The organism is Candidatus Soleaferrea massiliensis AP7 (genome assembly GCF_000820765.1).
Taxonomy (GTDB): domain Bacteria; phylum Bacillota; class Clostridia; order Oscillospirales; family Ruminococcaceae; genus Soleaferrea; species Soleaferrea massiliensis.
Genome location: NZ_CCYH01000021.1, coordinates 83424 through 103831, shown reverse-complemented (window position 1 = coordinate 103831; position 20408 = coordinate 83424). Strand labels below are relative to the sequence as shown.

Here is a 20408-nt window from a genome sequence, read left to right as displayed (position 1 = left end):
CATGCAGACCGTATCCATCGACCGTTTTGAGGGCGGTAAGGCCGTCTGCGAAACCGATGCGCGCAAACATATCCTGATCCCGCTCGACCAGCTTCCGGCTGGCGCAAAGGAAGGCGACTGCCTTGACATCGACGGCGGCGTCATTGTGATAAATCATGAGGAAACCGATCGCCGGCGGCAGAAAGCCCTGGAGCTGCAGCGCAGATTGTTCGGCGGCGGGTAGCATATCGCATGCTGTCACCGCATCCGGACTGTTGAACCGCATTGCTGCACATAAAAAAAGAAGCCATATCCATTATGGCTTCTTTTTTTGTTTCTCTGTATAATGTGATGAAGCAGAATTACCTCGACACCGTTTCGGAATACACGGCATCCTGACGGCTATATGGAATCTTGGTGCTGATGCGCTCCTCTATCGAACGGACCGTGGACTGGCTGGTGCGGGAAATGTATCCCCACGAGATCCAGACGCCCAGACCCGCAAAGATCAGCGGCATAATAGAATCCGCCGCGATCGCGCTCCACATGTCCGGCATCGCAAGCGACGCAAACATCAGGCTGACCGATTCTGTAATGCCGGTCCCAAACTCGGTGGATATGTAAATGGAGGTCAGCATCAGCTCCATGATCATCACGCCGACGATGGACAGCACGATGGAGGTGACCAGCGCCACCTTGTTGAGCTTGCCGCCGAACAGCTTGTAGCCGAAATAGATACACATCGGGATCAGTGCGAACAGGATGGCATAGATCCTGTCGGCCAGAAGGATGGTCAGGACGGACGGAATTACGCCGACCACAGCGCCCAGGAGTCCGCCGATGAAGCCGAGGACATAGTTTCCGTTCAGCTCGTTCTGCTCGGCTTCCTGCTTGGTCTGATGCAGGATCTGATCACAGCAGCCGTCATGAACCGGATGATAGAGGTCCCCATGCAGAATCAGGCTGTCGCAGCCTCCCCGCTTGCAGATCGCGCATTCCTCGATCGGCAGAACGCCAAACTGACGCAGGATTCCTATCGTCTGCTGAACAGCCGCACCGTAATTCTGCTGATAAGAAGCATCATATACCTTGAGACTGATGTAAAGCTTTCCATACAGCAGCCGCGGGCTGCCCAGCCCCTTCAACGCTGTTTTCAGCGGTTTCTGAAACATCTTCCACTGATCCGTTTTCACGGTAAAGGCGATATCCCACAGATTCTGCTGCCGTCTGGTGACCACCACCGGATATTCCTCCTCGACGCCGCAGGCCGCATTGCGGACAACCTTAAACCCTTTGCCGGACATGTACTGCTGGAACGTTTCCAGTTTCATCAATACTTCCCCCTCATTCTTCGTTTTTATGCATATTTCTGACATGATTATACCATATTGTTGGTTCGTTGGGAAGCAATCTTGAAAAATTCAGTCGTTTTAATCGATCTTGATAGAATTGTTATGCAAATTTTAGAGATTTTATACCTCATCAGGGATGCTTTACCGTCCCTGATCTCACGCTTTGATGCGGGGGACAGTTTCTCGCCATCATATACAGATCTTATATTTTCCTGTATGTTCACGCAACCAGCATAAAAATACCCGGTGGAATGGCATTTCCCATTCCACCGGGTACTGAATATACAGAATATTACTTTTTGGAATTGAAGATCTTCATGATGTCGAAGTAATCGTCATCCGAAGAACTGACCACCGGCGGCTGTTCCGTCTCGCTTGGACGTGCCTGCGACTGCTGGCTTTTCTTGGCCGGAATCTTGAACTCATCGTCCAGCGGATTTTTTTCGGTGTCAAAGCCGGTCGCAATGACCGTAATCTGCATTTCATCCTGGAAGGTCTCGTCAAACGCTGCGCCCCAGATGATGTTTGCGTCGGGATGCGCGGCCTTGGTGATCATGCTGGATGCAAGGTCGACCTCGTCCAGACCGATATCGGAGGAGGAGGTGATGTTGATGATGACGCCCTTCGCGCCGTTGATCGAGGTTTCCAGCAGCGGGCTGGAAATCGCCATCGCCGCGGCCTGTTCGGCCTTGTCCTTGCCGGAGGCGCGTCCAACGCCCATATGCGCGTAGCCGGCGTCCTTCATGATCGCCGTGACATCCGCAAAGTCGAGGTTGACAAGTCCCGGGATGTTGATCAGGTCGGAGATACTCTGCACGCCCTGACGCAGCACGTCGTCGGCCGATTCAAAGGCGTTGGCCAAGGTGATCTTCTGTTCGGAAATTAGCTTCAGCCGCTCATTGGGAATGACGACCAGCGAATCGACCTGCTTGCGCAGTTCGACAATGCCCTGCTCGGCCTGCTCCATACGCCTTCTGCCCTCAAAGGCAAACGGCTTGGTGACAATGCCGACGGTCAGGATACCCATCTCGCGGGCAACCTCCGCCACGACCGGCGCGCCGCCGGTACCGGTGCCGCCGCCCATGCCGGCGGTGATAAAGATCATCTGCGTGCCCTTCAGCGCATTGGCAATCTCGTCGCGGCTCTCCTCCGCCGCGCGCTGTCCCTTTTCAGGGGAACCGCCCGCGCCGCGGCCGCGGGTCAGCTTGTCGCCGACCTGGATTTTTTCGCTGGCTTCGCTGTTGGCCAGCGCCTGGCGGTCGGTGTTGATCGACAGAAACTCCACCGATTTGATGCCGGACTTGATCATGCGGTTGATCGCGTTTCCGCCGCCGCCGCCAATGCCGGCAACCTTTATCATAACTACCTTGTCGAGCTCGTCATCTATTTCAAAATTCATCAGCATTTGATATCCCCCTACTTTTATGAATCGACCGCCGGCAGCAAACCGGTTTCATTCATTTCATCGGATTTTTTTCGTCCTGGTTTAAATCTATGGTTACACGATTGTTAAAGTCGATATAATGTCATCATGAAATGCCTTTACCCTATAACTATACTAGATTTTAAGGGAAATTTCAAGATTCGGTTATCGATATTATGAAAAAGTTTATGAAATTTTATTCTTTCACCGACATCCCTACTCTTTTTCGGAATTTGCTGTCGCATTCTGGGAGCCGGTGTCGATCAATCCGTCGATTTCCCGGTCCCGGATGCTCACCCGGCCGGATACCGAGGCATCCATGACGCCGACCTCCTTCTCGGCCACCTTTTCATCGAGCATCTTCTTGACGAACCGGCATTTGTAATCCAGCTCGCTGTCAGTGCCGAGGCAGATGACAATCCTGTCCTGGTACAACATCTTCAGATTGAAGTCGTCGTTCAGGTCGATGACGCCGATATCCTGGATGTTGTGGCTCTCAACCGCCCCGATCAGCGCTTTATAGATCGGGAAATTGGTCGCGTTTTTATCGTTCAGATAGTCGCCGACCACCACCTGCCCCACATTCAGCCCGGTCACCAGCGGAAGGCCCTCCTTCGGTTTTTGCTGGCCGGTCATGAGCACCTTGCCCTTTGCATCGATCAGGATGTAATCGCCGCCGGTTTTGACGTTTGCCGCCGGGACGGTATCCTTGATGCGGATGACCACCTTATTCGGCAGGCGGCGTTCAATCTCCACCTCGTCGAGATACGGCAGCGCGCTTCCCACCTTCTGCTCGGCGCCCTCCAGATCAAAGTCAAAGATGTTGATGCCGGTCACAAGCCCGCTCTTCTCTAGCACCTGCTCGCTGGTGTACTGCTCGGAGCTGCCCTCCACCACTAGGTCGCTGATTTTGAAGAACATCGTCATGATCAGCACCACCGCGCCGACCAATACAAACAGGATCAGCAAGGTGTTGACCAGAATGATCCGCCGCTTTCTGCGCCGCGCGTGCCTGCGTGAATTCTGCGTGCGGGCCTTCGCGCGGCTGGTTTGCTGTACCGCCTTCTTTTTCATATCCGTTTTGCCATTCCAATCTATCGGAACAGGGTTTCCCCCGTTTGCTTTCCGTTTATTTTCACAAGGCTACAACGCCCTGTATTTCCTTTTCCCGGATTTTCATCCGCTGCTCCCCTGCGCATCCGGACCGCTATTATGCCCGGATGACCTTTGCGCCGATTGCGTTCAGGCTGTCTTCCAGCCGCTCATAGCCGCGGTCGACATGATGCAGGCCGTCGATTTCGGTCGTGCCCTTCGCGCCGAGTGCCGCTACAACCAGCGCCGCGCCGCCGCGCAGGTCGGTTGCCTGAACCGATGCGCTGTGCAGCTGCCGGACGCCCTCCACGACCGCCACGCGGCCTTCCACCTTGATGCTTGCGCCCAGCCGCACCAGCTCGTCGACATGCTTGAACCGGTTTTCGAAGATGTTCTCCACAAATACGCTGGTGCCGTCGGCAAACGCGCACATCGACATGATCGGCGCCTGCGCATCGGTCGGGAAACCGGGATACGGCATTGTGCGCACCATCTTGATGGGCTTCGGCCGGCCTGTGCTTTCGATATCCAGCGTGCTGCCGTGCAGGGACACCCTGCACCCGGCCTCTTCGAATACCGGGATCAGCGCGCCTAGATGCACGGGATCGATCTGTTTCAGGCTGATCGAGCCGCCGGTAACCGCCACCGCCGACATAAAGGTCGCCGCGACGATGCGGTCCGGGATGACCCGGTGCTCGCAGCCGTGCAGGGACCCGACGCCCTCAATCTGGATGGTGCTTTCGCCGGCTCCGGTGATCTTTGCGCCGCAGCCGTTCAGATAGTTTGCCAGATCCACGATTTCAGGCTCTCTGGCGGCATTTGTGATCACCGTCGTGCCCTCGGCCGTGGACGCGGCCAGCATGATGTTTTCGGTTGCGCCGACGCTTGGGAAGGACAGCGCAATCGTTTCGCCGTGCAGCCGTCCATCTACATGGCAGTCGAGGTACCCGTGGTCCTCTTCGATGACAAGCCCCATCTTTTTCAGTGCCGACAGATGCAGGTCGATCGGCCTGGGGCCAAGCTCGCATCCGCCCGGGAACGAGATCCGCGTCTTGCGGCAGCGCGCGATGACCGCGCCCAGAAAGACGATCGAGGACCGCATCTCCCGCATCAGATGGTCCGGAACGTTGTAGTTGCTGATGCAGTCCGATTCCACCGTGATGGTGCTGCCCTCCCGCTCGACCGAGCATCCCAGATATTCGAGAATCTTAATCGCCGCATCTATATCTGTAAGGTCGGGGCAATTATGTATCACGCTCTTGCCTGTACCGATCAGCGTTGCGGTCAAAATCGGCAGAGCGCTGTTCTTGGCTCCGTGGATCTCAACATCACCGTACAACGGATTGCCGCCTTCAATAAAATATACTGACATCTTTCACGCATCCTTTCACCAAACGAAAAGGAATTAACTGTACAGACTTCTGCACAATCAGTATCATCTTATGCTTTTCTGTGAAATTTGGTGAAAGCCATTCATTTTATCCGGAAAGAATTATTTTCCCAGCAGTTTCATGAGAATCTGATAGATTCTGTCGTTTGCGTCGATGATCGCAAGCTTCTGCGCGTTCTCCCCGAACTCCTTGAGTTTCTGCGGATGGTTCAGGAAATCCTCCACGATATCGCAGAGTTTCCGCTGCGTCAGTTCCTTTTCCTCGATGACAACCGCCGCGCCGTGCTGCGAGAGCACGCAGGCGTTGTGGTACTGGTGGTTTTCCGCAACGTTCGGGGAGGGGATCAGGATCGACGCCTTGCCCGCGGCCTGCAGCTCGCTCAGCGTGATTGCGCCGGAACGCGAGATGATCAGATCCGCCGCCGCCAGCAGGCGCGGCATGTCGTCGATGTATTCGCGGATGTCGACATGCTTGTTGCCGGTCAGATCGACGCCCTTCTCCTTTAAAAGCCGCGGCACCAGCTCGGTTCCATACCGGCCGGTCGCGTGGATGTGGTGGATTCTATCGGTCTTGTAATGCCAGGCGATCAGCCCCGCGACCGCCTCGTTGATGGTCCTTGCGCCCAGGCTGCCGCCGAACGACAGGATGCACATCCTGTCTCCGATGCCAAGCTCCCTGCGGGCCTTTTCGCGGTCCTCAAACAGGATTTCCTCGCGGATCGGGTTGCCGACCACCTCGTATTCGCAGCCCTTCTCGAGGTATTTCTTCGCCTCCTCGACGGCAAGCAGCACGCGGTCGACATATTTGGAGAGCAGCTTGGTCGTGACGCCGGGGAACGCGTTCTGCTCGTGGGTCACGGTTTTAAAGCCAAGCTGTGAAGCCTTGCGCAGGACCGGGCCGCTGACATAGCCGCCGGTTCCGACGACGATATCCGGCTGGAAGCTCTTCAGGATTTTCTTCGCCTGCGCGCTGGATTTGAAGACGCATCCGATGGCAAGGATGTTGTTGCCGATGTTCTCGAGCGTCAGCTGACGCTTGATGCCGCGCACATTGACCGGCACAAAATCATATCCGGCCTGCGGCACGAGCTTTGCCTCCATGCCGCGCGGGTTGCCCGCGAACAGGATCTGCGCATCCGGCTGCTTCTTTTTTATGTAGTTGGCGACCGACAGCGCCGGGTTGATGTGTCCCGCCGTGCCGCCTGCCGCAAACAGATATTTCATGGTGTCGCGCCCCTTTCTTCATCCGTCTCATTTGTCCTGGTGTTCCCTGTCATATGTGACTGTCCGCATACAGGCCCATCCATCGATTCCGCCCTTCGCCCGGCGTTCCCGCCGGAAAAAGCGCTAGGTCTTTTCGATGTTGGAATAACGGGAGATGGACAGGACAACTCCCATCTGGGCCAGCAGCATGATCAGCGACGTACCGCCCGAACTGAAGAACGGCAGGCTGATGCCGGTGTTCGGAATCGAATTGGTGACAACCGCGATGTTGAGCATCGCCTGGATCGCAACCTGCGCGGTCAGGCCGGCCGCCACCAGCGAAGCGAATTTGTCCTTCGCCTTCATCGCGATGGTGAAGCCGCGCCAGAGCAGCAGCGCGAACAGGATGATGATCAGCGCCGCGCCAATGAAGCCGAGCTCCTCGCAGACGATCGCGAAGATGAAGTCGTTCTGCGGCTCCGGGATGTACAGGAACTTCTGCCGCGAATTGCCGAGTCCCACGCCCATCAGGCCGCCCGAACCGATTGCGTACAGCGACTGCACGGTCTGGAAACCGTCGCCGAGCGCGTCCGAGAACGGGTCCAGCCAGACATCCACGCGCGACCCGGCGTACTGGACCGTGCCGGTCACAATGATCAGGAATACCCCGATCACCCCGGCGATGCCGGCTATCGTGAACCACTTGAGGTTCGCCCCTCCCACAATCATCATGATACAGCCGAGCATCAGGATGATGATCGTGCCGGACAGATGCGGTTCGAGTATCATCAGCGCCGAGATCAGCACCAGGATGATGCCGAACGGCAGGATGCCGTGCTTGAACTCCTTCATGTGCTTGTCTTTGAGTACAATGATCTTGGCAAACAGGAGTATGACCGCAAACTTTACGATCTCGGACGGCTGTACGGAAAAGATGCCCAGCGGTATCCAGCGGCGAATGCCGTTTTCATCCGGGGGACAGAACAGCACCACAATGAGCAGGACCACCGCAAGCGCCATGATCGGCACCGCAAGCTTTTCCAGCACCCGGTAGTTGACAAAGGAAATCACGATCATCGCCGCGACTCCGATAAATGCAAAGACCAGCTGCCTTTTGATGTAATAAAAGCTGTCTCCGTCCTGACGGTAGTAGCCCTGCGCGTAGCTTGCCGAAAACAGCATAATCAAACCGAAGGTGAGCAGCGCCAGCACAAGCAACAGGAAGATCAGATCCATGGAAGGTTTCGCGCTATTTTTTTTCGTCCCCTGTTTTTTCGTCCCGATTGATTTCGATGACCCTTTTGCAGCCAATAAAACTCACCTCCAATTTGGAAATTTTACATAAAGTATACGCACGCAATGGCAATGCCGCAGCCGATAAGCTGCACCAGGGAAAATACGCCCACAATTTTGACCTCGCTCCACCCCCCCATCTCAAAGTGGTGGTGGATCGGGCTCATCTTGAAGATGCGCTTGCCGGTCGTCTTGAAGCTGATGACCTGCAGCACCACCGACAGCGCCTCGACAATATAGATGATGCCAACCGGGAGAAGCAGGACCGGAAGTCCAAGCGCAAACGCGACGGCGACCAGCATGCCGCCTAAAAACAGGGAACCGGTATCCCCCATAAACACCTTGGCCGGGTGGAAGTTCCAGACCAGGAACCCGACACATCCGGCCGCCAGCGCCGTGGACATGATGCTTGCGTTCACGAAGCCGAGCAGCGTCGCGATGATCATAAAACCGATCGCACTGACAAAGGTTACGGAGGTCGCGAGGCCGTCCACGCCGTCGGTCAGGTTGACCGCGTTGACGATGAACACGATCAGTAGCAGCATCAGCGGATAGTAGAAGAAGCCGAAGTCGAGCTGGCCGATCAGCGGAAAGACGACCACGGTGCTTTTATCGCCGGCTAAGTAGATGCTCAGCAGGTATGCGCCCGCGGTCAGGAACTGGAAGATCAGCTTCTGCGTCGCCGTAAGCCCGAGGTTGCGCTTCTTGACCACCTTGATGTAGTCGTCGATGAAGCCGATCAGCCCGTAGGCCAGCGCCATCAGAAGGCCCGCAACCAGCTTGACGTTGGTCAGGTTGTGCGCGGGGTCTGAGAGCATGCCGGCCTGCGACGCGAGCAGGAGATATGATATTAGGATGGCCAAAACCATGCCGATTATAAACATGATTCCGCCCATGGTAGGCGTTCCCTGCTTATCCTTGTGCCAGACGGGACCGATGTCGAGAATTGTCTGTCCGTATTTGAGCTTCTTTAAAAACGGGATCAGCCAGAACCCTAAAACTGCCGTGACGGCAAACGCGATGACCGCCGCCATGATGACTGGTAAACTGTTCATAACCTCGTTAACACTCCTCGTACAATTTGTTGATGATCTCCTCCAGTTTCATGCCCCGGCTGGCCTTGAACCAGACGATGTCGCCCTCCCGGACGCTTCGTTTCAGGCATTCATAGAGCTTTTGTTTGTCTTCAAAATGGTACGCCTGAGACATTCCCGCTTCCCTTGCCGCATCCACGCAGTGCGCCGACTCGTCGCCGTATGTAAGCAGCAGGCCGATGTCTAGCTTCGCCGCGAGCGCGCCGGTCTCCCGGTGGCTCTGTTCGGCATATTCGCCCAGCTCAAGCATATCGCTGAGCACGGCGATCTTCCTGCCTTCACAGCGCATGCCCGAAAGCGTCGTGAGCGCGGCGGTCATCGAGTCGGGGCTTGCGTTGTAGCAGTCCTCGACGACGGTATAGCCGTTATGCCGCACGGTGCGCTGCCGCATGCCTGAGGGCACGTAATCGAGCAGCGCCTGGATGCAGGTTTCCGGTGCAATCTCCAGCAGCACGCCGGTCAGGAAGGCCGCCAGCGCGTTCAGGACATTGTGCCGGCCGATGCATGGAATCCTGGCTTCATATCTGTTTTGATTCCATAATATCGCAAAGGAGGTGCTGTCCGCCTGTTCGCAGAGGTCCACGGCGCGGATGTCGCAGTCCGGGTTGTCGATGCCGTACAGATAGATGTGGAAATTTTCGTCTTTGACCCGGCAAAGCAGGTCGTCGTCCCCGTTCAGGATCAGCGGGGAGCCTTTCTCAAGCCCGTCGGTGATCTCGAGCTTCGCCTTCAGGATGTTCTCCCGGCTGCCGAGATGCTCGATGTGCGACACGCCGATGACCGTCACAACCGCCATCTGCGGCCGGGTGGCCACGGTGAGTTCATGGATTTCGCCGAACGCCGACATGCCCATCTCGATGACGCCGGCCTGGAAGCTGTCATCCAGACGCAGCAGCGTCTTGGGAAGCCCGACCTCGTTGTTGTAGTTGCCCTGCGTCTTGAGCGTCTTGTATCGGCTTTCGAGCACCGCCGCGATCATCTCCTTGGTGGTCGTCTTGCCGACCGAGCCGGTCACCGCGACCAGCAGGAGACTGAACTGCGAGCGGTAATACTGCGCCATATCCAGAAACGCCTGCCGCGTGCTTTTCACATAGATGACCCTGTCATCCGGGATATCGACCTTCCGGTCGGCCACAACGCAGGCTGCGCCCTCTTCCAGCGCGCGGCCGGCGAACAGGTGCCCGTCGAACCGTTCCCCGCGCAGGGCAAAAAACAGGCTTCCCGGCTCGATGCTCCTGGTATCGGTGCTGACCGAAGAGATCCTGCCCGAAACCCGGCTGTCACTGCCGAGTGCCTGGGCTACCTCGTGTAAATCCAATTCCTTCATACTGTCCCGTAAACCCTTTCCATGATGGTTTGCCCGAAGGCTGAGGACGCTCACTGTGTCCATATCGCGGCGGCCCTTGCCGCTAACCGGACGGTTTCTCCTTTTGCCGCATACGGTTCAGAAGATCCAGCACAATCCGGTGCTCGTCAAAATAGATGGTTCCATAGTTCAGAACCTGATAGTCCTCATGCCCTTTTCCGGCTAGAATAAGTATATCATCTTTCCGGGAATTTTCAAGTGCCCATTCTATCGCTTCAAACCGGTCCGGAAGGATTTTACAGGGCGTTTTGTGTTTCTCCAGGCCCGGCATCGCGTCGCCGATGATCTGCATCGGATCTTCGTCGCGCGGGTTGTCGGAGGTGAGGATCACAAAATCGGAGTTTTCCGCGACGATGTCGGCCATCTTGGCGCGTTTTGTCCGGTCACGGTTGCCCGCGCAGCCGAACAGCGTCACCACCCGCCCCTTCGCAAACTGCCGGAAGGTCGTGATGACCTTGAGCAGGCCGTCCGGCGAGTGCGCATAGTCGCAGATGACCGTATAATCGGTGTTTGTCGGCAGCACCTCGGTGCGTCCGCGCACACCCTCGCAGCTGCAGAGCCCCGCCGCGACCTTCTCCATTGGGATGCCGAGCGCCGCGCCGCAGCCCGCCGCAGCCGTCGCATTCGAGACGGAGAAATCTCCCGGCATGCAGAAACGGATGCGTTCAAGCCCTCCGGCGTGCAGCAGGGAAAACCGGCTTCCGCCGGCATGGCTTCTAATATCCTTTGCCGTGAAATCGGCTTGGTCGTCGGTGATGGAAAAGGTGTATACCCGGCAGCGGCCCCTGTATTCATCGGCAATCCTGCGACCATAGGGGTCGTCGAGGTTCACAACCGCGATGCGGCTCATGTCGAACAGCTTTTTCTTGGCCGCAAAGTAGTTCTCCATCGTGCCGTGGTAGTCGAGATGGTCCTGCGTGAGGTTTGTAAAGATGCCGGCCTCAAACCGGCAGCCGGTCAGGCGTTCCTGATCCAGCGCATGGGAGGAGGCCTCCATGACGACATACTGGCAGCCGGCCTTCAGCATGCGGGAAAACAGCACATGCAGCTGCGCCGGGTCGGGCGTCGTGTGTTTTGCCGGCAACACGATGTCTCCAATCTCGTTGTGAATCGTGCCGATGACGCCGACCCTGTAGCCGGCTTCCTGTAAGATATGTTTTAACAGATAGGTGATCGTCGTCTTGCCGTTTGTGCCGGTCACACCGATCAGCTTGAGCTTCCGTGCGGGATTGCCGTTCAGGTTCGCGCACATCACCGCATAGGCTTCGCGGGTATCCTTTACAACAACCTGATTTTCGACGCCGGTATCCCGCGCGCAGACGACAACCGACGCGCCGCGTTCCAGCGCGTCCCGGACATGCATATGCCCGTCGTCCTTTGTTCCCTGGATGCAGACAAAGGCGCTTCCTTCCTGCGCAATTTGAGAATTGCAGGTAACCTCCGTGATATCAGCATCCGGCGTGTTTCCGGTGTATTCGATTCCTTCCAGCAGTTTTGAAAGTTTCATAACAGCCTCCTGACAGCATAAGCGGTAAAAATCGATATCCAACCATATCGTTGACATAAACGGCACTCATTATCCGGCTCTTTGTTGAAATCCTCAGAACACGGCATCCCGCTGCTTCTCCATCGTTCGGCTGCCAGTCTCTTTCGCGATCCTGCTGCACCGCATCTGTCAAAAAGCGGTGATTTATAAGAATAAGCGTCTGCAACGCTGAATCTTCTGACTGAGATAAAATGATGTGCTGATTCTTCATCCCTGTGGCCTTCCGAGCGCCTATGATGCAAAAACCTGTAAACCCAGGCTGCAAAAAGACAGGGTTAAAAATCAGTATGCTAAAACTTCAAAAACCTTTCCTGCTAATTTATAAGTTCAAGCTGCAAAAACCTTGCCCTGAAAAATGCAAATTCAAGCGGCAAAAATTTCGCCTTGAAAAACTGCAAGCCCAAGCGGCAAAAACCTTATAAGCTTATCTTTGCGCACCCTTCCCCAGAATGCGGAAGGGTGCGCTTGTTGCGTCATATTCTGTTATGAAGGTTGAAATCACCGGAAATTGGGCGGTTTCATCTTCCATAAACTTTACGTTTGCATTTGGATGAATCTCATAGCATCCAGCCATTGCTCTCTGTCAAAAAACAAGCTGTCTTCTGTTTAAACCCGGCTTCTTCTGTTCCCGACGCACGCTGCCGGTTTACTGCGTGACCGGGAGCTGGTCGACCGGTTCTTCGGTCACAAAGGTGACCGTGACAACCGTGCCCTCATCCACCTCTTCGCCGGCGGCAGGCTCCTGTTTGGCCGCAGTGGACGGCCCGCTGTCTATGCCGGATCCGGCGATACGGATGTTAAGGCCCGCGTTGATGATCTCCTGATTGGCCTCCTGCCCGCTCTTGCCGACTACATCCGGCACCGTGACCTTGCTTGAGGAGGATTCCTCCGTGTAGATGATGACCGTTCCGCCGCGCGGAATTGAGTCCCCGCCGGACGGGATCTGCTCGAGAATCGTCTCGCCGTTTCCGACGATGCGGCACTGCAGGCCCAGCAGGTTCAGGTCGTTCTGGCCTTCCAGACGCTTTCTGCCGACGACGTTCGGGACGCTGATGTCCATCTTCTCAAGCTCCTCGGCCGTATACTGCGGTTCGATGCCCATATAGGACAGTGTCTCGGAAAGGACCGAACCGACAACCGGCGCCGCGATGACCGAACCGAAGGTGGATGCCTTGGTCGGCTCATCCAGAAGAACCAGCACGGCGATCTGCGGATCGTCGGCCGGGGCGAATCCCATGAAGGACGAGATGAAGTCGACGACCTGGCCGTTGACCTGCTGGTCGATCTTCTCGGAGGTACCGGTCTTTCCGCCGATGCGGTAGCCCGCGATGTAGGCGTTGCGTCCGCTTCCCTCGGTGACGACCTTCTCAAGCATCAGCGCGATCTCGTTGGAAACCTCCTCGGAGATGACCTCGCGCTTGACGGTTGTGCTGTAATCCTTGACGACGTTGCCGTCCGCATCCACCACCTGCTTGACGATGTGCGGCTGAACCAGCTTGCCGCCGTTGATCGCGGCCGAAACCGCCGTGATGAGCTGGATCGGCGTGACCTTGAAGGTCTGGCCGAACGAGGAAACCGCCAGCTCCACCGGTCCCTGCAGGTCGGACAGCGGATGGTAGATGCTCTCCGCCTCGCCGGGCAGGTCGATGCCGGTCAATTCGGTCAGCCCGTATGCTTTGAAGTATTTAAAGTAGTTTTCCGGACCCAGCTTGGCGCCGATCGCCATGAAGGCCGGGTTGCAGGAATTCATCAGCGCGTGGGTGAAATCCTCGGCGCCGTGTCCCGCGTGCTTCCAGCAGGAGATGTTGCGGCCCGCAACGGTCAGCGAACCGTTGCAGAAGAACTGACTGTCCTTGGTATCGGTGCCCTCCTCGAGCGCGCTCGACGCCGTGATGATCTTGAAAACCGATCCCGGCTCATACGGGTCGGAGATGCACTTGTTGCGCCACTGCGCTTCCTGCTGCTTCCGAAGCTCCTTGCTGTACGCTTCGCCTGTCAGCTTTTCCAGCTCCTCTTTGATGGCCGGGTCGCTGATCTCGAACGGCTCGTTCAGGTTGAAGTCGGGCTTAGTCGCCATGCCCAAAATCTCGCCGGTGTTGACGTCGATGGCGATGGCGGCGGCGCGGTTCTCGACGCCGTACTCCTCGACCGCCATCTCGAGGTTATTCTCCAGGAAATACTGGATCACGTTGTCGATGGTCAGCACCAGGCTGTTGCCGTCCTTGGCGTCGTACATTTGTTCGTATTTGAACGGCATGTCGGTGCCCCAGGCATTCTTCGCCGATACAATTTTACCCGCTGTACCGGTCAATATTTTGTCGTAATACGCCTCGATGCCCGCAAGTCCCTGATTGTCGGTTCCAGTGAAGCCGATCACAGTGGACGCGAGGTTGTTGTTCGGATAGTAGCGCTTGTTGTCCTCCACCAGATGCACCGCCGTAATGTTCTTTTCGGTGACGAATTCGACCACCTTGTCGGCGACATCCTTTTCTATCTTCTTCTTGACAATCTCATAGTAGGTGTTGTTCTTCATCTTGTCGAGCAGGTCCTGTTTGTCGACCTCCAGAATTTCGGACAGGCCGCTTGCAATCAGTTCCTTCTCCTTGTCGTCCTCTATGTCGGCGGGAGAGACAAACACGGTCCAGACCGTGGCGCTCTTCGCCAGGATATTCATGTTGCGGTCGTAGATCGTACCGCGCTTCGGGCTGATTTCCGTCGTCCTGAGCTGCTGGTTGGTCGCCTTCTTCTGCAGATCGTCGTTCGCCACCACCTGCAGGTAAAAAAGCCTGCCGATCAGGCCGATAAAGCCGAGCAGCACCAGGCCGGCCATCATGACAAACATGCGCTTTCTCATGGTATTGGATGGTCCTGTAAGCATCTTGTGTTGTTCACTCCTCTTTGCTATTTTTATGTACCCTGTGCCGTAATAGAACCCTTTGTTCACCGGACGGCAGATTTCCGCCCCGAAGCACAGGATTCGTCCCGCAAAACTGCCCATATTGAAAGAATACTAAGCTGTTTGCGAATCATGTCTCAAACAACTTAGTATTGATGTCTTTTTATTTAACAGTCTTTTTGGTTACTACCATTTTATTGCGTCAAACCTTCAGGTATTCCTTCAGCATGTCAACAAATTGTGCAAACCGGTCTGTTTTTGGCTGTGTCTCCCCTTTTTGGGTCAGTTCGACCTGATCTCCCTGCGAAAGGTTGACGTATTCCACCTGGTACTTCTGCATCTTGCTGAGTCCAAGCTGCGTGGTCGCGTAGTTTTCGATGCTGTTCAGCGACATCTTGCGGTCCAGTTCGACGCTCAGCCGCTCGGTTTCGGACTGCAGCTCGTTCAGGACGCCGTTCTGCGTGGCGATCTGTCCGCCGATCTCGGTGAGGACCGCGCGGTTATATAGCATGAAAGCGGTCATGACCACCAGAATCAGCGCAAGCGCGACGTTCTGGACGGTGATGAGCTTTTGTTTCGGTTTTCTTTTGGAAACAACCTTGATTTCGGGCACCTCTTCGGGGCCCTGGGGTTTTGGCGCATAGATGGACAGGTCATAAGCTCGATTGTCATCTTCGTAAAGGATATTCTTTTTCTCTTGCATTCGTTTCCATTCCCTTCGTCGGAAAACCCGCTCATCTGTGCACAAAAATTCTTTGTTTTTCATCCTGACTCAGATACGCGCGTCATCAGCTTTCCTTATTACTTGATTACAACTTCTCTATAACCCTTAATTTTGCACTTCTGCTTCGATTGTTCTGTTCGATTTCCAGAGCCGTCGGCTCGATGGGCTTCCTCGTGATGAGCTTTCCCTTCGGTTCATTCCCGCAGACACAGATCGGGAAGTCCGGCGGACAGGTGCAGCCCTTTGCAAGCGCTGCGAATTTCTGTTTGACCATGCGGTCCTCCAGCGAATGGAAGGTGATCACGGCGATCCTTCCGCTCGGGTTCAGCCGGTCGAACACGCTGTCCAGGCATCTGGACAGGCTGTCGAGCTCGCTGTTCACCGCGATGCGGATCGCCTGAAAGGTCCGTTTCGCCGGGTTTCCGCCGTCCCGGCGGAACTTCGCCGGAATCGATGCTTTGACGATATCCATCAGCTGATGGGTGGTTTCCAGCGGCTGTTCGCTTCGGTATTTCACGATGTTCGCCGCGATATTGGAACTGAAGCGTTCTTCACCGAATTCCCGCAGGATGCGGGCCAGGTCCCTCGCCTCATAGGTATTGACAATGTCATATGCCGAAAGCCCCGTCTGGGACATCCGCATGTCCAGCTTTGCGTCATGCTGGTAGGAGAAGCCGCGCCCCGGCGTGTCCATCTGGTAGGAGGAAACGCCCAGATCCAGCAGTATGCCGTCGATCCCGGCGATCCCGAGGCTGTCCAGCACACCGCAGACGTCGGCGAAATCCGACCGGACGACCTGCGCGCAGGTAAATTCCCGCAGCCGTTCGGACGCCGCATTGATGGCATCCGGGTCCTTGTCCAGCGCAATGAGCCTTCCGCCCTGCAGCTTTTCTGCGATATGGAAGGAGTGTCCGCCGCCGCCGGCCGTGCCGTCCACATAGACGCCTTCGGGCCGGATGTGTAGCGCGTCGATGCACTCCTGTAAAAGAACCGAGATATGTTTAAATTCCAAGCCGCGTTCCCCTTTTAAAAATCAATTTCATCCATCTGCTGCGCGATCATGTCGGAATCCAGCTCAGACTGCAGGCTCTCCCACTTCTCTTTGTCCCAGATTTCCGCCCGGACCGACGCGCCGGCCACCACGATGTCCTTGCCGAGGTCCGCATAGGTTCTCAGGTTGGCCGGGATCAGCACCCTGCCCTGCTTGTCCGGCGTCACATCCACGGCGCCCGCAAAGAAGAAGCGCTGCAGGTTGCGGCTCTTGGACATCGGCAGGTTTTTGATCTTGTCCTCTAAAACCGACCACTCATCCATCGGGTAGACGAACAGGCAGCCGTCCAGGCCCTTGGTGACCATGAAGGTTTCCCCGAGCGACTCGCGCAGCTTGGCGGGAAAGGTTATTCTGCCTTTAACATCCAATACACATCCGTATTCGCCGGTCATAACCCTTCACATCCTTCCCCGCTTCGAGGTTCGGTTCACCACTTTTCACCACTTGCAACCACTTTTCTATTATTATACCGTGTGCCCATACAAATTGCAAGCCTTTCGACAAAAAAACATCCTTTCTTTTTTTGGATTTTCAGAAATTTTCTTGTTGCTTTATTCCAAAATTTTCTGAGATTTTTAGATAAAACGTTGCAATTTGAGAATTCAAAAACCTATAAAAAGGAAATTCACCCATTTGCAGGATACATTTCCCTATCCGATCCTTCCTGAACCGGATGGCAGTTACAAAGCTGTATGCGTCACCCTTTTCTGGATGGCCAGAAGATAGGGCGGATCTTTTTTATTTAAGAAGGAATACCGCAGCACATCGTACCGCTTCGCGTCCAGCTCTGAGACGAACTCCAGCAGCGCGTCCGATTCCCGTTTCCCATTTGGGTGCCCGGGATAGACGACCAGCACGATGACGCCGCCCTCCCGGAGCAGGACGAGAGCCTTTTGAAGTGCGCACAGCGTGCTCTGCGGCAGGGAGGTGACCGTCTTGTCCGCACCGGGCAGGTAGCCGAGGTTGAAGATGCCCGCGTCAAGCTCTTCCTTTATATAGCGGTCCAAATTGCTGTGGCTGTCCCAGATGAGCACCGTCCGCCTCCTCGCGTCATGCTCCTGCAGCAGCTTCACGGTAGCGCGCAGCGCTTTTTCCTGGATATCGAACGCGTATACCCTGCCTTTGGGAAGCAGCTGGGCCAAAAACAGCGTGTCATGGCCGTTTCCCATCGTAAAATCCGCCGCGGCGCTGTCCTCATGCAGCACATCCCGCAGCAGCTCCTTTGCAAAATCCAGCACATATTTCACCCTGCATCCCCCTTTGCCAGCCGCCCCTGGTAACTGTTCCGGCGCAGCAGCTCCTTATCGATTTCATTCATCACCACAAACTTTTTCAGGCTCCACATCGGGCCGACGAGCTGTTCCTTCGCGCCGTCCCCGGTCACCCGGCCGATGACGGCCGCAGCCGGCAGCAGCTCGAGCTGCGAGCAGACGATGTCCACATATTCCTCAAGCTCCAGCAGCCTGAACGCACCGTCCTCATACAGCTTCTCAAGCTGGGTCCCTCTCAGCACATGCAGCAGATGCAGCTTGACGCTGTGCGGCCCGAGCGCGGCCACACGGCGCACCGTCTCGAGCATCATCTCCCGGTCCTCCCCCGGAAGGCCGTTGATCAGGTGCACGCAGACCCGGACGCCGAGCTCCTTCAGCTTTCGGAACGTCCGCTCAAATTCCGCATAGTCAAAACAGCGGTTGATCAGCCTGCCGGTTTGGTCATGAGCCGTCTGCAGGCCAAGCTCCACCACCAAATAGGTTCTTTGATGCAGGTCCGCGAGATAATCCAGCGTCTCATCACTGATCGCGTCCGGCCTTGTCGCGATGCTCAACCCCACCACGCCGTCAAATCGCAGCGCAGCCTCATATTTTTCCCGCAGCACATCGATCGGCGCATAGGTGTTTGTATAGGCCTGAAAATAAGCGACATACTTCGCCCGCGGCCATTTGTGATGGAGCTGTTCCTTCACCTTGCAGAACTGGCTGTAAAGGTCCTCGGCGGGATTTCCGGCAAAATCCCCGCTGCCCGCTTCGGAGCAGAAGATGCAGCCGCCAATGCCCCTGGTCCCGTCCCGGTTCGGACAGGTAAAACCGGCGTTCAGCGACACCTTGAACACCTTGCATCCGAAGGTCTGCCGCAGATGATAGTTCAGTGTATGGTAACGTTTGTTGCTGTCGGTGTACGGAAACGGATTGTCCATGCTCTTCCTCCTCATCTTTGATGGATACAGTATACCACAGATTGATGAAAAATGCTTAAAAAACGCCAATTTTGCCGGAATCGGACTTTCCCGCCGCAGGACGTCCGGCTTGCTCCTGTTCCCTCATCTTTGCGCGGCTTTACGCACGCTTTACCGTTATTTTGCATAAATTTCAGTATCCAATTTTGTGCAACAATCCATGTCGATTGGTTATTATGCACTATTATCAGCCTATATATTAGTGCATAATGACCAGTAATCCATTTAACCTTGCCGCGAAGTTCGTATGTTCTACATCTGGATTTTCCCTGCGCGGCGTGCTATAATAGAGTCACAGTCAAGGAGGGATATCCCATAAAGGATTTTCACCTGAAACTGAAAAACACGGCGGATGATCGGGATACCTCTTCCATCAACCTGTCAGGAGCATGTCTCCTCCCCTTTCAGAACGCCGTAGCAAAACTGCCATCCAATAAATCTTCATATATACGAAAACAGTACTAGTGTTTAGGAGGAATGTGTTATGTTGTATAGCATTCAAGTGAAATTCAGAAAGATTAAATTCGAAAACGGCAAAGAGATCGTAAACGATTACAAGGACTTTTCCGACAGCCTGATCGGTTTGGATGGAACCGTCATCGTGAAACAGGGCACCGGCGAAACCAACGGCAGAACCTCTCTGGCTCTGATGACCGTTGTGGAGCCTGAGGTTGCCGCAACCGTAGAAACTGATAACATCGAGATCATCAATATGATCAAAGAAAAGGAATACGCAGCCGCGTCTGTACACGCTGCGTAATAGAATGAAACCCATCACCCACTAAAACCCCATTTCCTTAAAAAATCATGATACGCTTTTTGCCGCCGGCTTTCCTTACAGAGCCGGCGGCCTTTTTTTGTTTTGATATGCCGCCGCACCCATGCAGGGGGCTGTATCATATATTCAGCCGGCAGACCCCGCATGCATCGCTTCTCCGCGAAGCCATCACCACAGTTTGTTTGGTAATTGTTTTGCTTCAGCCCGGTTTGTTTGGTTCTCGCTCTGTTTCAGCGGAATTTTGTATAGACACAATGCATAAATTCAAGTTTTTCAATTTGTGCACTCGTACCCGTCATTTGTTTATTATGCACTATTTCAACACATTCAATTAGTGCATAATGACTATTAATTTTGATTTTCTCTTCCACAAGTTCGTGCGTTCTACATCTAGACTTTTCCTGCACATCGTGTTATAATAGAGTCACAGTCAAGGAAGGGAACACCGCAAGATACACCTTCATATGACTGGGATGTAGGCTTTAGATCAAAGGGATGATTCTCCCAACACCCGTCAAAGAGCTCCGCTCTTCCCCTTTCAAATGAGCTTACTCCTTAAAACGCCATCCAATAAATCTTCATATATACGAAAACAGTACTAGTGTTTAGGAGGAATGTGTTATGTTGTATAACATTCAGGTGAAATTCAGAAGCATTAAATTCGAAAATGGTAAGGAAGTCGTAAACGACTACAAAGATTTTTCCAACAGCTTGATCGGTTTGGATGGAACCGTCATCGTCAAACAGGGTACCGGTGAAACAAACGGCAGAACCTCTCTGGCATTGATGACCGTTGTAAAACCGGATGTAGTCGCAACCGTTGAAACCAACAACATTGAGATCATCAATATGATCAAAGAAAAAGAATACGCAGTCGCGTCTGTACACGCTGCGTAAACCCATCGCCACTGATTACCCCTATCTTTAACAATAGAGATACGCTTCACGCTTCCCGGCCTTCCTTACAGGGCCGGGAGTTTTTTATTCA

At 54.9% G+C, this 20408-nt stretch carries 18 protein-coding genes; 3 read left to right on the top strand and 15 right to left on the bottom strand.

Translation table 11 applies throughout. The features are described from left to right. Position 1: 1 nt before the first annotated feature. Complete coding sequence (locus BN348_RS04755; protein WP_040196563.1) at positions 2-223, top strand: DUF3006 domain-containing protein; 222 nt, start codon at positions 2-4, stop codon at positions 221-223. A gap of 118 nt (positions 224-341) precedes the next feature. Here the strand turns inward: BN348_RS04755 and BN348_RS04750 are convergent, their stop codons facing one another. From BN348_RS04750 to mnmL, 15 genes are all read right to left on the bottom strand, one after another. Next, entirely contained in the window at positions 342-1310 is a 969-nt protein-coding gene (locus BN348_RS04750; RefSeq protein WP_040196562.1) for a hypothetical protein, read from the bottom strand. Positions 1311-1623: 313 nt separating this feature from the next. Further along, positions 1624-2730 carry a cell division protein FtsZ gene (gene ftsZ, locus BN348_RS04745; RefSeq protein ID WP_040196631.1) on the bottom strand — a complete coding sequence of 369 codons (1107 nt, stop codon included), beginning with the start codon at positions 2728-2730 and terminating at the stop codon, positions 1624-1626. Positions 2731-2970: 240 nt separating this feature from the next. Further along, positions 2971-3828 (bottom strand): cell division protein FtsQ/DivIB, encoded by an 858-nt coding sequence (locus BN348_RS04740; protein ID WP_040196561.1) that lies wholly within the window; start codon positions 3826-3828, stop codon positions 2971-2973. Between the two features lie 136 nt (positions 3829-3964). Then, positions 3965-5218 carry a UDP-N-acetylglucosamine 1-carboxyvinyltransferase gene (gene murA, locus BN348_RS04735; protein ID WP_040196560.1) on the bottom strand — a complete coding sequence of 418 codons (1254 nt, stop codon included), beginning with the start codon at positions 5216-5218 and terminating at the stop codon, positions 3965-3967. 120 nt (positions 5219-5338) lie between these two features. After that, entirely contained in the window at positions 5339-6460 is a 1122-nt protein-coding gene (murG, locus tag BN348_RS04730) for an undecaprenyldiphospho-muramoylpentapeptide beta-N-acetylglucosaminyltransferase (protein ID WP_040196559.1), read from the bottom strand. Positions 6461-6583: 123 nt separating this feature from the next. Continuing rightward, positions 6584-7675 carry a putative lipid II flippase FtsW gene (ftsW, locus tag BN348_RS04725; RefSeq protein ID WP_040196558.1) on the bottom strand — a complete coding sequence of 364 codons (1092 nt, stop codon included), beginning with the start codon at positions 7673-7675 and terminating at the stop codon, positions 6584-6586. 101 nt (positions 7676-7776) lie between these two features. After that, entirely contained in the window at positions 7777-8787 is a 1011-nt protein-coding gene (mraY, locus tag BN348_RS04720; protein ID WP_040196557.1) for a phospho-N-acetylmuramoyl-pentapeptide-transferase, read from the bottom strand. 7 nt (positions 8788-8794) lie between these two features. Next, positions 8795-10153 carry a UDP-N-acetylmuramoyl-tripeptide--D-alanyl-D-alanine ligase gene (locus BN348_RS04715; RefSeq protein WP_040196556.1) on the bottom strand — a complete coding sequence of 453 codons (1359 nt, stop codon included), beginning with the start codon at positions 10151-10153 and terminating at the stop codon, positions 8795-8797. Positions 10154-10235: 82 nt separating this feature from the next. Then, positions 10236-11699 carry a UDP-N-acetylmuramoyl-L-alanyl-D-glutamate--2,6-diaminopimelate ligase gene (locus BN348_RS04710; RefSeq protein WP_040196555.1) on the bottom strand — a complete coding sequence of 488 codons (1464 nt, stop codon included), beginning with the start codon at positions 11697-11699 and terminating at the stop codon, positions 10236-10238. A 685-nt stretch (positions 11700-12384) separates the two neighbouring features. Next, positions 12385-14616: a penicillin-binding transpeptidase domain-containing protein gene (locus tag BN348_RS04705; RefSeq protein WP_040196554.1), complete on the bottom strand. Its 2232-nt coding sequence runs from the start codon at positions 14614-14616 to the stop codon at positions 12385-12387. Between the two features lie 220 nt (positions 14617-14836). Next, positions 14837-15337: a hypothetical protein gene (locus BN348_RS04700; RefSeq protein ID WP_040196553.1), complete on the bottom strand. Its 501-nt coding sequence runs from the start codon at positions 15335-15337 to the stop codon at positions 14837-14839. 106 nt (positions 15338-15443) lie between these two features. Further along, positions 15444-16370, bottom strand: coding sequence for a 16S rRNA (cytosine(1402)-N(4))-methyltransferase RsmH (gene rsmH, locus BN348_RS04695; RefSeq protein WP_040196552.1), 927 nt, complete (start codon positions 16368-16370; stop codon positions 15444-15446). Between the two features lie 14 nt (positions 16371-16384). Beyond that, complete coding sequence (gene mraZ, locus BN348_RS04690; protein ID WP_040196551.1) at positions 16385-16801, bottom strand: division/cell wall cluster transcriptional repressor MraZ; 417 nt, start codon at positions 16799-16801, stop codon at positions 16385-16387. 288 nt (positions 16802-17089) lie between these two features. Continuing rightward, positions 17090-17656, bottom strand: coding sequence for a tRNA 5-(aminomethyl)-2-thiouridylate-methyltransferase MnmM (gene mnmM, locus BN348_RS04685; RefSeq protein ID WP_040196550.1), 567 nt, complete (start codon positions 17654-17656; stop codon positions 17090-17092). After that, positions 17653-18603, bottom strand: a complete 951-nt coding sequence (gene mnmL, locus BN348_RS04680; RefSeq protein ID WP_040196549.1) for a tRNA modification radical SAM protein MnmL/YtqA — start codon at positions 18601-18603, stop codon at positions 17653-17655. The genes mnmM and mnmL overlap by 4 nt, the downstream gene beginning before the upstream one ends. A gap of 523 nt (positions 18604-19126) precedes the next feature. Here mnmL and BN348_RS04675 point away from each other — a divergent pair. Then, entirely contained in the window at positions 19127-19402 is a 276-nt protein-coding gene (locus tag BN348_RS04675; protein ID WP_040196548.1) for a hypothetical protein, read from the top strand. 639 nt (positions 19403-20041) lie between these two features. Next, positions 20042-20317 (top strand): hypothetical protein, encoded by a 276-nt coding sequence (locus BN348_RS04670; protein ID WP_040196547.1) that lies wholly within the window; start codon positions 20042-20044, stop codon positions 20315-20317. The last annotated feature ends 91 nt before the right edge of the window (positions 20318-20408 follow it).

Bases quoted from the DNA above. Each gene is read 5' to 3' on its own strand.
- BN348_RS04755 (WP_040196563.1), top strand. From the start codon at position 2: ATGCAGACCGTATCCATCGACCGTTTTGAGGGCGGTAAGGCCGTCTGC.
- BN348_RS04750 (WP_040196562.1), bottom strand. From the start codon at position 1,310: ATGAAACTGGAAACGTTCCAGCAGTACATGTCCGGCAAAGGGTTTAAG.
- ftsZ (WP_040196631.1), bottom strand. From the start codon at position 2,730: ATGAATTTTGAAATAGATGACGAGCTCGACAAGGTAGTTATGATAAAG.
- BN348_RS04740 (WP_040196561.1), bottom strand. From the start codon at position 3,828: ATGAAAAAGAAGGCGGTACAGCAAACCAGCCGCGCGAAGGCCCGCACG.
- murA (WP_040196560.1), bottom strand. From the start codon at position 5,218: ATGTCAGTATATTTTATTGAAGGCGGCAATCCGTTGTACGGTGATGTT.
- murG (WP_040196559.1), bottom strand. From the start codon at position 6,460: ATGAAATATCTGTTTGCGGCAGGCGGCACGGCGGGACACATCAACCCG.
- ftsW (WP_040196558.1), bottom strand. From the start codon at position 7,675: ATGGATCTGATCTTCCTGTTGCTTGTGCTGGCGCTGCTCACCTTCGGT.
- mraY (WP_040196557.1), bottom strand. From the start codon at position 8,787: ATGAACAGTTTACCAGTCATCATGGCGGCGGTCATCGCGTTTGCCGTC.
- BN348_RS04715 (WP_040196556.1), bottom strand. From the start codon at position 10,153: ATGAAGGAATTGGATTTACACGAGGTAGCCCAGGCACTCGGCAGTGAC.
- BN348_RS04710 (WP_040196555.1), bottom strand. From the start codon at position 11,699: ATGAAACTTTCAAAACTGCTGGAAGGAATCGAATACACCGGAAACACG.
- BN348_RS04705 (WP_040196554.1), bottom strand. From the start codon at position 14,616: ATGCTTACAGGACCATCCAATACCATGAGAAAGCGCATGTTTGTCATG.
- BN348_RS04700 (WP_040196553.1), bottom strand. From the start codon at position 15,337: ATGCAAGAGAAAAAGAATATCCTTTACGAAGATGACAATCGAGCTTAT.
- mraZ (WP_040196551.1), bottom strand. From the start codon at position 16,801: ATGACCGGCGAATACGGATGTGTATTGGATGTTAAAGGCAGAATAACC.
- mnmL (WP_040196549.1), bottom strand. From the start codon at position 18,603: ATGGACAATCCGTTTCCGTACACCGACAGCAACAAACGTTACCATACA.
- BN348_RS04675 (WP_040196548.1), top strand. From the start codon at position 19,127: ATGTTGTATAGCATTCAAGTGAAATTCAGAAAGATTAAATTCGAAAAC.
- BN348_RS04670 (WP_040196547.1), top strand. From the start codon at position 20,042: ATGTTGTATAACATTCAGGTGAAATTCAGAAGCATTAAATTCGAAAAT.